Genomic DNA, 15,840 nt, shown 5'->3' on the forward strand with positions numbered 1-15,840 from the left:
ACACAAATCGCGGAGGCTGGGGAGGCCGTCGAGATTTTGATGCCCGTAATACATCTGCTTCTGTGAGTGGTTCACGTGGCGGTTTTGCTGGCCGTCGGACAGGTTTCGAGGGAACTACAATGAGCAACAATCGTAGTTTTGGAAATCGTCCTAATGCTTCTTCGAATAATCGCTCCTTTGGAAACCGTTCTTTCGAAAGTCAGCAGCAACCACAGCGTCAGTCTGTACCACGTATGGAAACGTTTCCCAATCGAAGTTTCGGACAACCAGCTGGTGGCTCCTTTGGTGGCGGTCGTAGTTTTGGAAATAGCACTGGTGGTTTCTCTACAGGCGGTAGAGGCAGCGTAGGAGGTAGTGGCGGAGGCCGTACTTTTGGTCGCTAATGAATTTAGACAAAATATTGCTTAGTTTACTAAAAAAAGATTCTTAATGATGAAAAGGACATATTTGCTTTTGGGAGCGCTAGTTTTTGCGCTTCCGCTGAGCGCACAGGATATCTATAAGGTTGAAAGCTTCTCTAGTGAGGACCTCAATGGGACGGCACGTTATGTTGGTATGGGGGGGGCTATGAATGCTTTGGGGGCAGACATTTCTACTATGAGTGTGAACCCCGCAGGTATAGGTCTCTATCGTCGAAGCGACTTTTCTATGACAGGAAGTCTCTTGATGGAAAAAGGTGCGAAGCGTTTCAATGATATAGGTAGAAACCGGGCAAGTTTCGACCAAATAGGTTTTGTTTGGTCCACTCCAACTCGAGGCAATAGTTTGAAGTTTATGAACTTTGGCTTTAACTATCGTAAGAGCAAGAATCTGAAAAATTATATAGGAATCGAGAATGTTTCTACAAATGGTGCTTCACAGGCTATTAGTGCTGCAAATCTCGGATATATGTATGGTGGAGATCATTATACACAAAACTCCAACGGTTCTCTTTCTTTTAAAATGCCATTGACGGATGCAGCTTATAATTCCTATATGTTGGAGCCTACTTTCAAGACAGGTTCAACGACAGCTGTAAAGTCTTGGAACCCAACAAGCGCTAATGCATATAATTACCGTCGTGAGCAACATGGCGGTATTCATGAGTTTGATTTCAATCTAAGCTTTAATTTCAACAATAGCCTATATGCAGGTCTAACTATGGGCGTGTATGATGTAGATTGGAATAGTCATCTTTTCTACAAAGAAGGTATCGCTGACGGAACGGGTAAGATGCATGATTATTTCATGACCAATGATGAGGCAATCAATGGTAATGGTTTTGATTTGAAGCTGGGCGTTATTCTCCGCCCCATAAAGAAATCTCCGTTCCGCATAGGTTTAGCATTCTCTACTCCTACATGGTACAGTTTAACAGGGAACAATATCCTGTGGATGAATTCTCCATTTGTTGCACCCGGTAGCACGGAGAAAGAGACACAAGCAGGATATCGTACTGGAGACTTTGATTATAATATTCGCACCCCTTGGAAGTTGAATGTAAGTGTGGCAACAACTGTAGCCAATCGTTTAGCTTTGGATGCAGAATATGAATATAAGCATTTGCCTGCCGCAAGTGTTCGCTTTGCCAGTTATACTCCAGATATTTACGGAGGTTCTTGGAGCAGTAGTTATCGTGATGTAGCCATCGATAACCAGATTGATACATGGCTACGTGGACAACACACGTTGCGCTTAGGTGTAGAAATGCGTTTAGATGCAAATTTTTCAGCTCGCGCAGGTTATAACTATGTCAGCAGTCCTTTCAAAGATGGAGCATTCTTGAATCTTTATCCAAATGCCGGTACTTCGTATAAAGATAGCGAGTCCTTGCTCAATGCTACGGGTACAGACTATGTAAATATAGGTGGCACAAATCGCTTTACTTTGGGACTTGGATATCATAATAAGAGTTTTTATGCAGATCTGGCTTATCAATATCAGCAGCGCAGTACGACCGTGTATCCATTCCATGATACAAAGGAATACACGTCTGATGTGCAGATTGTCGCAGATCATGGTGTTCAAGGTCAGAAGTTAAAGAATATTCAAAATCGCTTAATGCTCACTATAGGATGGAAGTTCTAAACCTATAGGAAGAGACAGATCTGTTGAGCTTCTCTTCTTTTAAAGTAAGTAGGCAACTACGATTCTTTCACAGAATTGTAGTTGTCTTTCTTTTTTATTTTTTTCTGTGAGGATATGATGGAGATAGTTTGTAATATCTTGTAAAATAGTTGAATAAGACGCTATAAAATATCTTTATTGTATTTTATAATATCCTTATTGCAGTGATGGATACAATAAGGATATTCGTTGACATCCTTATTGCATTTTTGGTTTTTCTATAGCTACCTTTAAATACGTCTTTGGGATAAATAGTATCAGTTTGCAGAAACAAAAACATCCAAGCGCGAGAACCTCTCTCCTAGAGATTACAAAGCTTTGAAGTGGATGCAGTTTGCTGTTATGCTTGCAAAGTACTATCTTTGCAGTATTGAAAATTTCTAGTTTTATACTCGATGTTTTATGACTACAGAAGAGGAGTTTCAAAAGGTCTTAACAATATGTCGTGACTTATTTATAAAGAAGATGCACGACTATGGAGTGGCTTGGCGAATTTTACGTCCAATGTCACTGACAGATCAAATATATATCAAGGCCAATCGCATCCGCACTTTGGAGACAAAGGGGGAGGCTTTTGTTGATGAAGGAATCGTCCCGGAATTCATTGGTATCGTAAATTATGCTGCTATGGGACTTATTCAATTAGAAAAAGGCGCATCTTCAGGAAATGATATTTCCACTGAAGAAGCATTAGCCCTTTACGATAGAATGACCGCGAGCGCAATGGAGCTTATGCTAAAGAAAAATCACGACTACGATGAAGTATGGAGAGCTATGCGTGTAAGTTCATATACAGATTTGATTCTGATGAAGATTTCTAGAACAAAACAAATTGAAGACTTGCAGGGAAAAACGTTGGTATCTGAAGGGATCGCCGCTAATTATCGAGATATGATGAATTATGCAGTTTTTGCACTAATCAAATTAACACTTGAGTAAGCCTCTCAACATATTGCTCTTTTGGCTGACAAGAATAAGTGTGTTGCTCTTGTCGGTTGTATTTATATTTTCTGGCTTTGTCAAAGCAGTTGATCCTGTTGGCATGGTCATAAAGTTGAATGCCTATTTTCAGCATTGGGGCTTTCACATTGCAGATAATAATATCTGGCTTCAGATGTTTGTAGGAGCAATGGCAGCAATTGAATTACTGTTGGGAGTGAATTTGTTATTGGGTATACGTCGTAAACTTACAACTATTTTTACTGCTATTTTTATGCTTGTTATGACAGGCATAACACTATATGTTTTTCTGTACAATCCTGTCCCAGATTGTGGTTGCTTTGGTTCAGCCTTGAAGCTTTCTCACTCGGAGACTTTGTTGAAGAATGTGGTGTTGCTAGCTGCTTCTGTATTCTTGTCTGCGCGTCCTCAATATATTCTTAGATTGATTTCAGAAAGGAATCAATGGATTACAGCAGTATGTTCTTTGGTCTATGTGGTGAGTGTTACTGTCTATTCTTTTCGCCACTTACCCGTGATAAGTTTCACGCCATACAATGTTGGGACAAACATCAAATCGGCTTATGAAGGGAATGTGCCAGATCAAGCAGCAATGGAATTGGCCAATATATATATATATACAGCCAAGGGAGAAGATGTGACATACGAGCTACTTTCAGATACTTCCTTTACTTTTCTTCTTACTTTACCAGAGGAGAAAGAGGCTGATGATGGAAATAATGATCGAATCAATGACTTGTATGATTATTGTGTTGACAAGCATTATAAATTGATAGGTGTGGCCTCCCAGGCTTCAGGTAGTTTTTCTGATTGGATTGATCGCTCGGGTGCTGCATATCCGATGTTTTTTGGAGAACCTTCACAGCTGAAAGCAATGGTGCGTTCCAATCCTGGTTTGCTCTTGCTAAAGAATGGAGTCATAATAGGAAAATGGAGTCAAAATGATCTTCCAAGTGTTGATGAACAAACTCAAATTTCTGAGATTGTGAAGAGCGGGAACCCCACTAAGAGTGGGTTAGTTTTATTACTCTGGTGGCTCATTCCTGTATTATTAGCTATCCTTGCTGATCGTATATGGATTGGAAGTAAATTCTATAAACATTATATTTTCAAAAAAAAATTAAAACTAACAATTATGCGAAAGAAAATTGTAGCAGGCAACTGGAAAATGAATAAGAACCTGCAAGAAGGTATTGCTCTGGCAAAGGAACTTAATGAGAAACTTACTGCTGACGCTCCAAAATGTGATGTTGTCATCTGCACGCCATTTATCCATTTGGCTTCTGTTGCTAGTATCCTAAATCCTGAACTAATTGGTCTTGGTGCTGAAAATTGCGCTGATAAAGAAAAGGGAGCTTATACCGGTGAAGTTTCTGCCGAAATGGTGAAGAGTACTGGCGCTCAATATGTAATACTTGGTCACAGTGAGCGTCGTGCTTATTATGCTGAGACTCTTGAAATACTTCGTGAAAAAGTAAATCTTGCCTTGGCAAATGGTCTAGAAGTGATTTTTTGCATCGGTGAGGTTCTAGAAGATCGTGAAGCTAACCGCCAGAATGATGTTGTTAAGGCTCAGTTAGAAGGTTCATTATTTAATTTGACTGTGGAACAGTTCTCTCACATTATTCTTGCATACGAACCCGTTTGGGCTATTGGTACTGGTAAAACGGCTACTTCTGAGCAAGCAGAGGAAATGCACGCATTCATCCGTCAGACTATCGCTGAAAAGTTTGGTGCTGAAGCAGCAGAGAATGTTTCTATTCTTTATGGTGGAAGTTGCAAGCCCAGCAATGCTAAGGAACTCTTCTCTAAGCCAGATGTTGACGGTGGCCTCATTGGTGGCGCTGCCCTCCAAGCAGACGACTTCAAAGGTATCATCGATGCTTGGAAATAAATCTGTTTGACCCTTAGAGGGCAAGAACATTTCTTGTTAAGAGAAAAAATAAAAGGGTAGGCAAGTGTTGTTTTTCATCTAGAGACACACTTGTCTACATTCTCTCAATAAATGACTTTTATGCTAAAAACCTACCTGTTTTTTATAATCTTGCTTCTTCCTTTCTCTGTGAATGGGCAAACTTTTACAGAGCACCTTAAACAGCAACGTTCTGGACAAGGTAAGATTGTCGTTGTGCAAGATTCTATTTTGGAGAGAATCGTAAATAATAAGTCTACTTCTATTCCTGTAATCAGGACACACCCTGTGAAGCAAGAGCAAACACCTCAAAAGAAGTCTGAAGCGACTCCAAAGAAAATTGATTCTGTACCTGGAAAAAGAGACGATGTTTCAACTTCTGCAGAAGGAAAGAATACAAAGAAAGCAACTGAATCTCGTGCTCGTACGGTACAAGAAGCGCATCTAAAAGTTGAGAAACAGAAAACATCGCGTGAGCAAGCTGTAGAGAATGTCAGTTATATGGCTCGTGTTCGTTACAAGGCGGAGGGTTTTAGAATACAGGTTTATACTGGAGGAAATTCTCGTGCAGATAAAGGGAAAGCTCAACAGTTACAACAGCGCTGTCGCCAAGAGTTTCCTGAACTTTCTGCTTATGTCCATTTTGTTTCCCCTCATTGGGTTTGTCGTGTGGGAGATTTTAAGGATAGAGAAGAAGCTCAACGCTATGCCAATCAGATACGAAGAAAGAGATTAAGTTACGAAGCACGAATAGTGAAATCATCAGTATTGCTAGCAAGATAGAATAATGACACAAGAAGAAAAGATAGAACGCCTTAAGGCATTGAATGAAGAGATTTTGACACTTTTGGGGGAGAATCCTCAGCGAGAAGGGTTATTAAAAACTCCAGAGCGTGTAGCTAAAGCACAACTGACTTTAACTCGTGGTTATGAAATGGACGCTGGTGCTGTGCTCAATTCTGCCAAGTTTCAAGAGTCTTACCAGCATATGGTTATAGTGAAAGACATCAATTTCTATAGCCTCTGTGAGCATCACATGTTACCTTTCTATGGGAAGGCTCACATTGCCTATATACCAAATGGTTATATAACAGGGTTATCCAAATTGGCGCGAGTAGTAGATATTTATTCTCACCGTTTGCAAGTTCAGGAACGTATGACTCAGCAGATTATGGAGTGTATTCAAGCAGCTTTAAATCCGTTAGGTGTGATGGTGGTTATAGAAGCAAAGCACATGTGTATGCAAATGCGCGGTGTGGAGAAAGATAATAGTATGACTGTAACTTCTGCCTTTTCTGGTGCTTTTAATCAAGCAAAGACTCGTGAGGAGTTTCTTAATTTGCTTCATAACTCTAAATAAAAAGAGTGAGGTCTTGGCAATCGCAAAAAAATATGTTACTTTTGCATTGCTAAAACGCGGTAATAGCTCAGTTGGTAGAGCGTTGGCTTCCCAAGCCGAAGGTCGCGGGTTCGAGCCCCGTTTACCGCTCATTTTTAGTTTTTACTTTGGGATTTGTAAGTTTTTGGATTTTACAAAACTTTTAAAAAGAACTAGCCTCTTGACGTATATAGACGTTAAGGGGCTAGTTCTTTTTGATTATAGATATATTTATTATTCTTTTGGTGCAGCCATTTTTCGGAAAATATGTTTACTAAAGCGATGTTCAGCTTCCATAATGCGGAGTACTTTTTGTTCGCAGATGGCTTTTGATATTCTCTCGTAATAAGTTATTTCTAAATTATTTGATTGTTTTTGAAGTCTAACGACTTCTTTGAGTATGATTGCAGCATCTTTTTCAGAGAGATTTGGCAGATTGCCTCTTTTGCAAGCGCGATATATCATTCCTTGTATGTTGCGCTGTTGCGTCTTCATCTGATGGAAAAGTGGAAGCACTATTTGAGCTTCTTGTGGAGTGAGTGCAGCTTCTTTAGTGATATAGTCCTCAAACTTTTTCTTGAAAACTGCCGGATTAAAGTCTTTATGGTGTCCTGCTTCTTTCGTTTGAATAGCATCTTCTATAGGAAAATGGTTTGGAGTTTGACAGTAGGCACTAATAGATATGCTAGCAGAGAGTAGTATTGAAGAGAAAAATGCTATACTGTTTCTAATTATTTTCATAATCATAAATTTTCAAATCGTTTAACATCATGTAATCATAAGCCTTATCAACATTTGTTAGGCGATAATCATTATATTCAGTTGTAATGCATTTTTCTGATGCTAGTTCATTTCTGCTAAATTTGATACTAGAAATGTGCGTAATACTAAAGAATATAGAGAGACAAGCTGCAGCACAGCTTGCGTAGTTTAAGAATGTTTTCTTCTTGGAGACCTTGTTGGGAATAATCTGTGAAGGCTCTTGAGTCGTGCATTCGATAAGTTGTGCTATTCGAGTATTGAAATTTTCAAAGTAATGATCTGGAATCAGAAATGGATTTTTTCTATATTGTCGAGGTATATTAGCCATAATTATTGTATTTGTGTTTATGATAAATTTAGATTAAAATGGTTTAATACTGCTACTCAAGATTTTTTAAAAATGTTTGTATTTTCTGTACCGCAATATGATAGGATGCCTTAAGAGCTCCTACACTGGTATTTAATATGAAACTCATTTCTTCATATTTCATTTCTTCAAAATATTTCATATTGAAGATAATACGCTGTTTCTCTGGTAAGAGCGAAATCGCTTTTTGAAGTTGAGCTTCTGTTTCGTCACCATCAAAATAGGGATCACTTATCAAGTTGTTGACAATATCATTTCCTCCACTAGAAAGTGAAATGTTCTCTCTTTGGCGAGCAAGAAAACTAAGTGATTCATTTACTGCTATTCGAAAAAGCCATGTGGATATTTTTGAATCTCCACGAAAAGAATCTAATCCTATCCAAGCTTTCATGAAAGTGTTTTGTAGAATATCATCTGCATCTTCATGATAGAGTACATAGTGCCGGATGTGTTGGTAGAGAGGTCTAGAGTATTGGCAAACAACTTCTTGAAAAGTAGCCTGCCGAGTTTCTGGTGACTTAAGTCTTTCGATGATGGTGTCCAAATGACTAGTAAAATAAAAAGAGAACCTGCTTGGCAGGTTCTCGAGTTCTAATTAGAACAAAGAATCTATGTTTACAAAATAGAGATCTTTCTACTGATCTTACCTATCTTGACTATATAGCAGCCTCGGTTAAGATTTAGATTAAATGTCTTATCGTTGGAATCAATTTTTAAGGTTGTCACCTTAATTCCTGTGATATTGAAAATCTCCATCGTTAATCCTGCACCGTTTAGAACTCTAAGATTTGTTCCATTGAGGGTAATGGAAGGATCTGTATTCTCCATGAATGTCTCTATTGCACTTGCAAAGAAAAAGTTTGCATGTGCCATCTGGGGGATTATGAAAGAAAGAGAGAGTATTATTACGAGTAGTTTTCTATTCATACAGAGTCTATTTTTCGCAAAAATAAAAACTTCTATTCTTATATGCAAATTTTTTGTGTGAGAATTACTCTTCTATTGTTTCATCTCCTTGTATAGAGAATTGTTTTAGTTCATACATTGAACCATTATAGATATTAAAATCTACGTTCTCTTTTATGCCATCAAGCCTACCTAAGTCTGTATATTGCCAAAATTTCCATCTACCCTTATAGGTGAGTTTTTCTACATAGTAATGAGCAATCCAGTAAGGATATTTGTTGAATTCAGGCGTATTGAGATATTGTTCCTTGAACTTATAGTTAGTATAGATAATAGGTTTTGTCTTATATTTCTCTTCAACAATGTCAAGCCAAGTTTTGGCAGCTTTTCTGACCTCTTCTGTGCTGAGATTTCCTACTGTTTCTATATCTAAAACGGGTGGGAGATCTCCTTCTTCTAAATGTACTTGTTTTAAAAAATATTCAGCTTGCTGCTTAGCAGATATTCCAGGAGAGAAAAAGTGATAGGCACCTCTTAAAAAGCCATATTCGCGTGCTTGGTAAAAATTATCATTGAAATTCTCATCAAGTAGACTTATTCCTTCAGTTGCTTTAATAAATATGAAATCTACTGTTTCGTCATTGACGGTTGCTTTGCTTAACTTTTCCCAATTTATCTTTCCCTGATGATGAGAAATGTCTATACCTCTAATAGAATAACCTTCAGGACTATTTATATTACCGTATAGAGCTTTCCATTTGAGAGTGAAAGGTGAGACAGCAAAATTATAGAAGAGATACCCATATATAAGAAGTATTCCTAGGCAACCAATGCTTAAGAATTTTTTTCCTCTCTTGTTAATCTGCAGTATTGTCCACCAACTTTTCTTTTTAGTGTGACGATTCCTCTTGTTTTTTGCTTTTTTAGGCATTAAATGAAAAGAAAAGAGGCGAGGCTCGTTAAGACAGCCTCGTCTCTTTAAAGCTAGATGTTTATTATTATTTACTCTGTTCGAGTGCTAAAGTCTTAGTACAAGGGTCGCAAACTTCCGTAGGACCCCAATACTGGATAGGGCCAGGATATAAATAACGAGTATTTACTGCCCAGTCGTCACGATTCTCAGCAAAAGTCTTGAAAGGTGCACCATCAAGGCGAACGAGAGCCTTGCGAATAACTGGCTTCATCTTACCATTACGGCGTTCCATGTTCATCATCATTGTGATGGGTACACCACCTGCAATCCATTCTGCAGCTGGAGCCGTAGTATTCTTGACAATTGCCATATATCCAGTCTTACCATTAGCGACAAGCTGTGCGGCACTAGTGCCTAATGCATAACAGTAGTCTGCATCATAGTTGGAGGGTGCGGCGCAACGACCTTCATAGCCAAAGAAATGGTGTTGTGCTGCAAACTTACCAACATATTTACTTTCAGCTTTCCACGTTGCAAGTTTTTTACCAACCATTTCGCTTAATAACTTTTCTGTTTCGATGAGAGATACTTGAACATTTCCATGCGGATCGCGTTCCAAAGCTAACTGCATTGCGACTGCTTCAGGAAGCTCTTCAAGAGTTTTGAGATTCTCAGCAGAAATATTTTTCTTAACCCAAGCAAAAGTATCTTCATTGTTCAAGCTTGCTGTTTCAGTTTGTGCTTGTTCTGTAGAGAGTAGGTCGTTGAGTTCAGCGATAAGTCGCTTGATAGCAGGTACGAATTCGATAAGACCTTCAGGAATCAGAACTGTGCCAAAGTTATTGCCATCAGCAGCACGTTTTGCTACGATATCAGCAATGTAAGATACAATATCATCTAAAGTTTGGTTTTTAGCTTCTACTTCTTCGCTTATAATTGTTATATTGGCATGAGTCTGAAGTGCGCACTCCAAAGCGATGTGACTTGCACTGCGTCCCATCAACTTTATGAAGTGCCAGTATTTGCGAGCTGAGTTAGCATCACGTTGAATATTACCGATCAGTTCACTGTACGTCTTGCAAGCTGTGTCAAAGCCGAAACTAGTTTCAATCTGTTCGTTCTTTAAGTCACCATCGATAGTCTTAGGACAGCCAATCACAGAAACGCCCGTATTCTTTGCTGCATAGTATTCTGCAAGCATACAAGCATTTGTGTTTGAATCATCACCACCGATAATAACAACTGCTTTAATTCCAAGTTCGTTGATGATTTTCAGACCGCTTTCAAATTGATCTTCAGTCTCTAACTTAGTACGGCCAGAGCCAATCATATCAAAACCACCTGTATTGCGATATTCTTCTACAACTTCGCTAGTAATTTCAATATACTTATGGTCTACTAAGCCACCAGGCCCCATTAAAAATCCATAAAGTTTGTTATTGGAATTTTGCTTTTTCAATTCATCAAATAGGCCACAAATTACATTGTGTCCACCAGGTGCCTGGCCTCCTGAAAGTATAACTCCGATATTTATCGGAGCGTATTCTTTCTTTGTCTTTGTCGGAACAAACTCCACAAGAGGCATACCGTAAGTATTGGGGAAGAGTTTCTGAATTTCTTCTTGATTGTCAACACTCTGGGTTGACGCACCTTCTTTGATTTCTACATTGCTGCGCAGACCTTGAGGAAGCTTAGGCTGATAAGCAGCTCTAGCTTTTTGTAAAGCACTAATATTCATTTTTATTTGTTTATGTGTAAGTTTCTTTCAACTGATGCAAAGTTAATATAACGGCTAAGAACTGCCAAACATTCTTATTCTAGTTTTCTGAAAAGAAGTTTCTTGTTACCATTTTCTAACAGCATATCTTTTTTGTTTAATGTTATAACTTTGAAACCTTCTTGCGATCCAGTAATACCTGCTTCTTCAAAAATTGTTGTTGGAGTTACAATAAGAGAATCCCGATTTCGGAAGTTTAAGTAGATATTAAAAATGAATAGTGAATCGTTCTTATATAAAAATCTTGTATTGGCTATATTTGATGCACCATCAAAGAGTCCTCTCATATAGGTGATTTGACAGAGTTTCAATTGAAAACTCCAAAATATGCCAGAGTCTTCTTGATTCTTCTTTTGCGAGTTTTTTATAATTGTTTTAAGTTGCCACTTTCCGTCCAATTTTCCATTCATGGGAAGTTTGTCACAACTCCCAACTATCATCAATCCCGCTAGTATGATTATTATATAAATGATTTTTTTCATTAGAAAGTCTTTGATAATTTAAGTCGAAATCCTCTGTTGTTGCCAATTTGTGTTCCCGAATCTAAGCCTATAGCTGCTGTTAAGCAAAACTCTTTGAGTGGGTCTTTACCAAATTTATAAGAGCTTTCCAGTAAAAAACTATTAAGGTTCTTACTACCGTGCAAGTAAGGTACATTATATGTTCCCCAATTCTTTTCATGAGTGTATAGGAAACGGAGGTGTAGCTTATTGATAGGATTACTAGTTATTCCTAAGTGGTGAGCGCGAAATCTATTTCCAGAGAAGAATAGTTCGTTATTATCATTATATAACGGAGATGTGAAAAGAGGATTACCAATAGCTTGGCCAAAATATTGCCAGCCTTGATAAATCACATGATTGTAATAGTTGTCAATGCCACTTATTTGGTCAGGAATTGATGTTGTATGATCATGATATATTGGTCCTGATTGGTAGTCTGTCTTTATATATTCATATACTATTTTGCTAATGATTCTATTTTTAGGTAATCCCACTTCAATCCCCACTAGATAATCCTTCCATCCATATTGAAAGAAAAGTTGAGAATGATCTTCAAAGAAATGATCCATGTAGCCGCGTATATACCAAGATGGTGTTTGATAGCGGAGAGAAAAAAGAAGGCTTCCTAAGGTGTTTCCTTCAGCGTTGGCATATTGATCGTCTGTGGGGTCGCTACCTCCAGAGTAGATAGCTTTTAGGAAAGATTTTAGATTGTGCGACATTGTGAAATTATACCCTTTGATATTCATAGCATTCTTGATTTTTCCTCCAAAGATGGTAGCCATTTCTATGCCTGTCTCGAAACTTAGCGGGAAATGCTGTTCATTACCGAGCTTTAAGTAGAGTGCTTTAGAGTGGAGTAGGGCTTCTAGTGCATAATGTTGATCTTTCTTTAAGTAATATCTTTGCCATGGTCCATCCATCATCATTCCATATCCAAAATGTCCTTTTATGGAGAGCCAAGGTAGAGTATGACTAAAAAGAATATAATCTGGGATTTCAACTCTTATTTGTGGTATGGGCCGTGCGTTTATACCAAAAGTCTGAGATCCGGAACTAAGTTCTTGGTCTTTTAACTCCATTGGACGTTCTTTGGTACCTATGGACAATCTAACTTTTTTCAGTTCTATGTCGATAAAAGCTTGTTGTATCCAACCACTCCATTTTCTTGTAAGTTGAGGTCCACCAATAAGGTCAAGTCCATATCCAATCCTCCAATTATAGCTAGAATCCGCCTCTGCTGGGCGAAAAACGGCAGTTCGAATCCATGCGTTATTATTTTGGATCCCGACCGTCCCGTTTTTATTGGCAGCAAGCCATAGTGGGGTTGCTCCATTATTTATTGTTGTTCCAACTTCAACTCTGAAGCGCGCATCATCAATGGCATCTGATAGCGCAGTTTGTGCTGATACCATTATTGGGATATACAGAGTTAGAAGTATCGTTTTGATTTTTCTCATGTATTGTTTAGGGTGATTGAGATAAAAGGGGTTGTTTACGTGTATACCAGTTTATTGCGGCGTTTAAATGCTTTTACTTTACGCAATCTGCGCCCAAGGACCATTTGTTAAACTTGGTCAATTGGGCGCAGAAAGAATGTTGTGTTTTATATATTATTTCGCATAGCTTACAGAGCGTGTTTCACGGATGACTGTAATCTTTACTTGACCGGGATAGGTCATCTCGTCTTGAATTTTTTTCGCAATTTCACCGCTGAGTTCTTCTGTTTGTTTATCATCAATCTTATCAGCTCCAACGATGACACGCAATTCACGGCCAGCTTGTATAGCGTAAGTTTTAGTAACGCCAGGATAGCTCATTGCGATGTTTTCTAAATCGTTAAGACGTTTTATGTACGCTTCAACGATTTCGCGGCGTGCTCCAGGACGAGCTCCACTGATGGCATCGCAAACCTGAACGATGGGAGCTAAGAGTGTGGTCATTTCCATTTCATCATGGTGTGCTCCTATTGCATTCACAATTTCTGGTTTTTCCTTAAATTTCTCTGCAAGTTTAGCACCATACAAGGCGTGGGGGAGTTCGCTTTCTTCATCAGGAACCTTCCCTATATCGTGCAGTAAGCCTGCTCGTTTTGCTTTCTTGGGATTAAGTCCCAGTTCGCTTGCCATAACAGCACAAAGGTTTGCTGTTTCTCGAGCATGCTGTAATAAGTTTTGGCCATAGGAAGATCTATATTTCATTTTACCGATAATCCGTATCAATTCGGGATGAAGGCCATGGATTCCTAAATCAATTGCAGTACGTTTACCTGTTTCAATGACTTCTTCTTCTACTTGTTTCTTCACTTTTGCCACAACTTCTTCAATACGTGCAGGGTGAATACGCCCGTCAGAAATGAGTTGGTGCAGAGCTAATCGGCATACTTCTCGACGAACAGGATCGAAAGCGCTAATCACAATGGCTTCAGGAGTATCATCAACAACGATTTCAACGCCAGTAGCAGCTTCTAAAGCTCTGATATTGCGACCTTCTCGGCCAATGATTCGACCCTTGACTTCATCATTGTCAATATGGAACACTGTGACACTATTTTCAATAGCCGTTTCTGTAGCGACACGTTGAATCGTCTGGATGACAATCCTTTTCGCTTCTTTATTAGCCGTCAACTTGGCATCGTCCATGATGTCATTGATATATTGCTGGGCATTTGTACGAGCCTCATCTTTTAACGACTCAACAAGGCGTGATTTGGCTTCTTCAGCACTTAGTCCACTGAGCTCTTCCAATTTAAGCTGTTCTTGCTTGTGCATACGGTCAAGCTCAATTTCACGATTGACTAAAGCTTTCTGTTGGCTTTCTAGTTTTTCCTTAGAATCATCCAGCTCTTTTTTCTTGCGATTGATCTCTTCTTGACGCTGGTTGAGGCCGAGTTCTCTTTGTTTTAGTTTGTTCTCAACTTGCTGGATTTTAGAGTTGCGCTGCTGCACTTCTTTTTCAAGTTCAGACTTTTTGTTTAAGAACTTTTCTTTAACTTCAAGTAGCTTCTTTTCTTTAACTACTTCTGCTTCGTGTTCTGCTTCCTCTAGACGTGTCTTGTACATTCCGTTTATCACATAGCGGAATAATCCGTATCCGATAGAGACACCTATGAGTAAGCCTACCAATGGTATGATAATATTCATAAAAAAGTTTTGATATTTGGTTTTATTCTATTGTTTTACTCTCTGTTATCTATTTTGAGATATTCCGAATATTTAATTTCTATTTTGGTGGAGAAATCTCAAAGATGTTCTTTCTCTTTTATGCTGTCTAGTTCTTCATCAATTTCTTTTGATATATCTTTTATGCTATCCAGTACAAAATCCATATCTTTTTGATGTCTAATGGAATGAACTACAAAATCGAGCAGTGTTATAGAGAGGTATGTCTCATAACTCTGTCCTCTAAACTTTTGTTCATAACGACCTAATTGTTCAGTAATTATTTTTGCAGCTTTTCGGAATACTTCTTCATCCTGACGCCTTACATTGATTTCGTGTTCTTGACGCCCAATCAGTATCCTAATAGTTAGCTTATCACTTACTTCATTCATTATTATAAGCAAACCTTTTACTGGGTTATATGTTTAGCATTGCAATGCATTTATCTACTTTATGCACTAGCTTGTCAATACGTCTCTTAGATTGAGCTAAATCCTCGTTGCTTATATTTATAATTCTTGCCGTCTTTAAAGCTTCGTAATTGTCTTCTGATTTCTTTTGTGCGGCAGTTGCTATTTCGAGTGAATCTTTGAGTTGCTTGACCTCTTCGTGTAAATGCATACTGTCCTCCTTCAATTGCTTAAATTCTAAGAGCAAATGACGGATGCGCGATTTAAAATCTTTAATTGCTTTTTCCTCTTCTAGGGTCATTGTTGAGATTTTATTCGGCTCATGCCTAATACGACAGAACTCTAAATTTAGAGTTTCGTAGGCAAAGATAACCACTAAATATGAGATTTGCAATAAATTAGAAGTATTAAATCTTTATATATGTCCTTGTCTAGTAGCTAAAGAAGCCTTTAAAAACTCTTGTCTTTATGAATCATATCCTTTTGGAAGATAATCCCTTATAGTTGCTTTCTTATTCCTTTATTGTCTAGTTATAGTATGAATGTTGATCCTTTTTTCTGAGAGTGAATGTATTCTTTTTTCTACTTTTGAGAAAGGAAACTTCGAATAATAGTAGTTATCAAAAAGAGTTTCTTATGTTTATATATAAACCACCATCTTTCTCGTTTTAATAAGTTTAATTGT

At 38.2% G+C, this 15,840-nt stretch carries 16 protein-coding genes, 1 tRNA gene and 1 pseudogene; 7 read left to right on the plus strand and 11 right to left on the minus strand.

All coding sequences use genetic code 11. The features are described 5' to 3' along the window. From ABLA33_RS08620 to ABLA33_RS08650, 7 genes and pseudogenes are all read left to right on the plus strand, one after another. Nucleotides 1-383 (plus strand): annotated as a pseudogene (locus tag ABLA33_RS08620) (hypothetical protein); the annotation flags it as partial. A gap of 46 nt (nt 384-429) precedes the next feature. Beyond that, nucleotides 430-2,067 carry a hypothetical protein gene (locus ABLA33_RS08625; protein ID WP_347719991.1) on the plus strand — a complete coding sequence of 546 codons (1,638 nt, stop codon included), beginning with the start codon at nt 430-432 and terminating at the stop codon, nt 2,065-2,067. 441 nt (nt 2,068-2,508) lie between these two features. Then, nucleotides 2,509-3,045, plus strand: coding sequence for a DUF1599 domain-containing protein (locus ABLA33_RS08630; RefSeq protein WP_347719992.1), 537 nt, complete (start codon nt 2,509-2,511; stop codon nt 3,043-3,045). Further along, nucleotides 3,038-4,960 carry a triose-phosphate isomerase gene (gene tpiA / locus ABLA33_RS08635; RefSeq protein ID WP_347719993.1) on the plus strand — a complete coding sequence of 641 codons (1,923 nt, stop codon included), beginning with the start codon at nt 3,038-3,040 and terminating at the stop codon, nt 4,958-4,960. The genes ABLA33_RS08630 and tpiA overlap by 8 nt, the downstream gene beginning before the upstream one ends. A 120-nt stretch (nt 4,961-5,080) precedes the next feature. Then, nucleotides 5,081-5,761 (plus strand): SPOR domain-containing protein, encoded by a 681-nt coding sequence (locus tag ABLA33_RS08640; protein ID WP_347719994.1) that lies wholly within the window; start codon nt 5,081-5,083, stop codon nt 5,759-5,761. A 4-nt stretch (nt 5,762-5,765) separates the two neighbouring features. Beyond that, nucleotides 5,766-6,338: a GTP cyclohydrolase I FolE gene (gene folE / locus ABLA33_RS08645; protein WP_347719995.1), complete on the plus strand. Its 573-nt coding sequence runs from the start codon at nt 5,766-5,768 to the stop codon at nt 6,336-6,338. Between the two features lie 56 nt (nt 6,339-6,394). Next, a tRNA-Gly gene (locus tag ABLA33_RS08650) sits at nt 6,395-6,467 on the plus strand. Between the two features lie 123 nt (nt 6,468-6,590). On the opposite strand, the gene ABLA33_RS08655 is transcribed toward ABLA33_RS08650, so the two are convergent. The 11 genes from ABLA33_RS08655 to ABLA33_RS08705 all read right to left on the minus strand — a co-directional run bounded on the left by ABLA33_RS08655 (nt 6,591) and on the right by ABLA33_RS08705 (nt 15,456). Continuing rightward, nucleotides 6,591-7,097: a hypothetical protein gene (locus ABLA33_RS08655; RefSeq protein ID WP_347719996.1), complete on the minus strand. Its 507-nt coding sequence runs from the start codon at nt 7,095-7,097 to the stop codon at nt 6,591-6,593. Next, nucleotides 7,084-7,446, minus strand: coding sequence for a hypothetical protein (locus ABLA33_RS08660; RefSeq protein ID WP_347719997.1), 363 nt, complete (start codon nt 7,444-7,446; stop codon nt 7,084-7,086). The genes ABLA33_RS08655 and ABLA33_RS08660 overlap by 14 nt, the downstream gene beginning before the upstream one ends. A 52-nt stretch (nt 7,447-7,498) precedes the next feature. Next, nucleotides 7,499-8,029: a sigma-70 family RNA polymerase sigma factor gene (locus ABLA33_RS08665; protein ID WP_311491123.1), complete on the minus strand. Its 531-nt coding sequence runs from the start codon at nt 8,027-8,029 to the stop codon at nt 7,499-7,501. 71 nt (nt 8,030-8,100) lie between these two features. After that, nucleotides 8,101-8,358, minus strand: coding sequence for a T9SS type A sorting domain-containing protein (locus ABLA33_RS08670; RefSeq protein WP_347719998.1), 258 nt, complete (start codon nt 8,356-8,358; stop codon nt 8,101-8,103). A gap of 118 nt (nt 8,359-8,476) precedes the next feature. Next, complete coding sequence (locus tag ABLA33_RS08675) at nt 8,477-9,322, minus strand: glycoside hydrolase family 25 protein (RefSeq protein ID WP_347719999.1); 846 nt, start codon at nt 9,320-9,322, stop codon at nt 8,477-8,479. A gap of 67 nt (nt 9,323-9,389) precedes the next feature. Beyond that, complete coding sequence (locus ABLA33_RS08680) at nt 9,390-11,042, minus strand: diphosphate--fructose-6-phosphate 1-phosphotransferase (RefSeq protein WP_311491126.1); 1,653 nt, start codon at nt 11,040-11,042, stop codon at nt 9,390-9,392. A gap of 74 nt (nt 11,043-11,116) precedes the next feature. Continuing rightward, nucleotides 11,117-11,563, minus strand: coding sequence for a lipocalin-like domain-containing protein (locus ABLA33_RS08685; protein WP_311491127.1), 447 nt, complete (start codon nt 11,561-11,563; stop codon nt 11,117-11,119). Then, nucleotides 11,563-13,044 (minus strand): capsule assembly Wzi family protein, encoded by a 1,482-nt coding sequence (locus ABLA33_RS08690; RefSeq protein WP_347720000.1) that lies wholly within the window; start codon nt 13,042-13,044, stop codon nt 11,563-11,565. Before ABLA33_RS08690 ends, ABLA33_RS08685 begins: the two co-directional genes overlap by 1 nt. A gap of 153 nt (nt 13,045-13,197) precedes the next feature. Continuing rightward, nucleotides 13,198-14,727, minus strand: coding sequence for a ribonuclease Y (gene rny / locus ABLA33_RS08695; RefSeq protein WP_311491129.1), 1,530 nt, complete (start codon nt 14,725-14,727; stop codon nt 13,198-13,200). Nucleotides 14,728-14,825: 98 nt separating this feature from the next. Beyond that, nucleotides 14,826-15,137 carry a cell division protein ZapA gene (locus tag ABLA33_RS08700; RefSeq protein ID WP_311491130.1) on the minus strand — a complete coding sequence of 104 codons (312 nt, stop codon included), beginning with the start codon at nt 15,135-15,137 and terminating at the stop codon, nt 14,826-14,828. 25 nt (nt 15,138-15,162) lie between these two features. Further along, the gene (locus ABLA33_RS08705; RefSeq protein ID WP_311491131.1) at nt 15,163-15,456 is read right to left on the minus strand and encodes a hypothetical protein; all 294 of its coding nucleotides are present in this window, start codon (nt 15,454-15,456) and stop codon (nt 15,163-15,165) included. Nucleotides 15,457-15,840: the final 384 nt, after the last annotated feature.

Source organism: uncultured Alloprevotella sp., assembly GCF_963536905.1.
Classification (GTDB): domain Bacteria; phylum Bacteroidota; class Bacteroidia; order Bacteroidales; family Bacteroidaceae; genus Alloprevotella.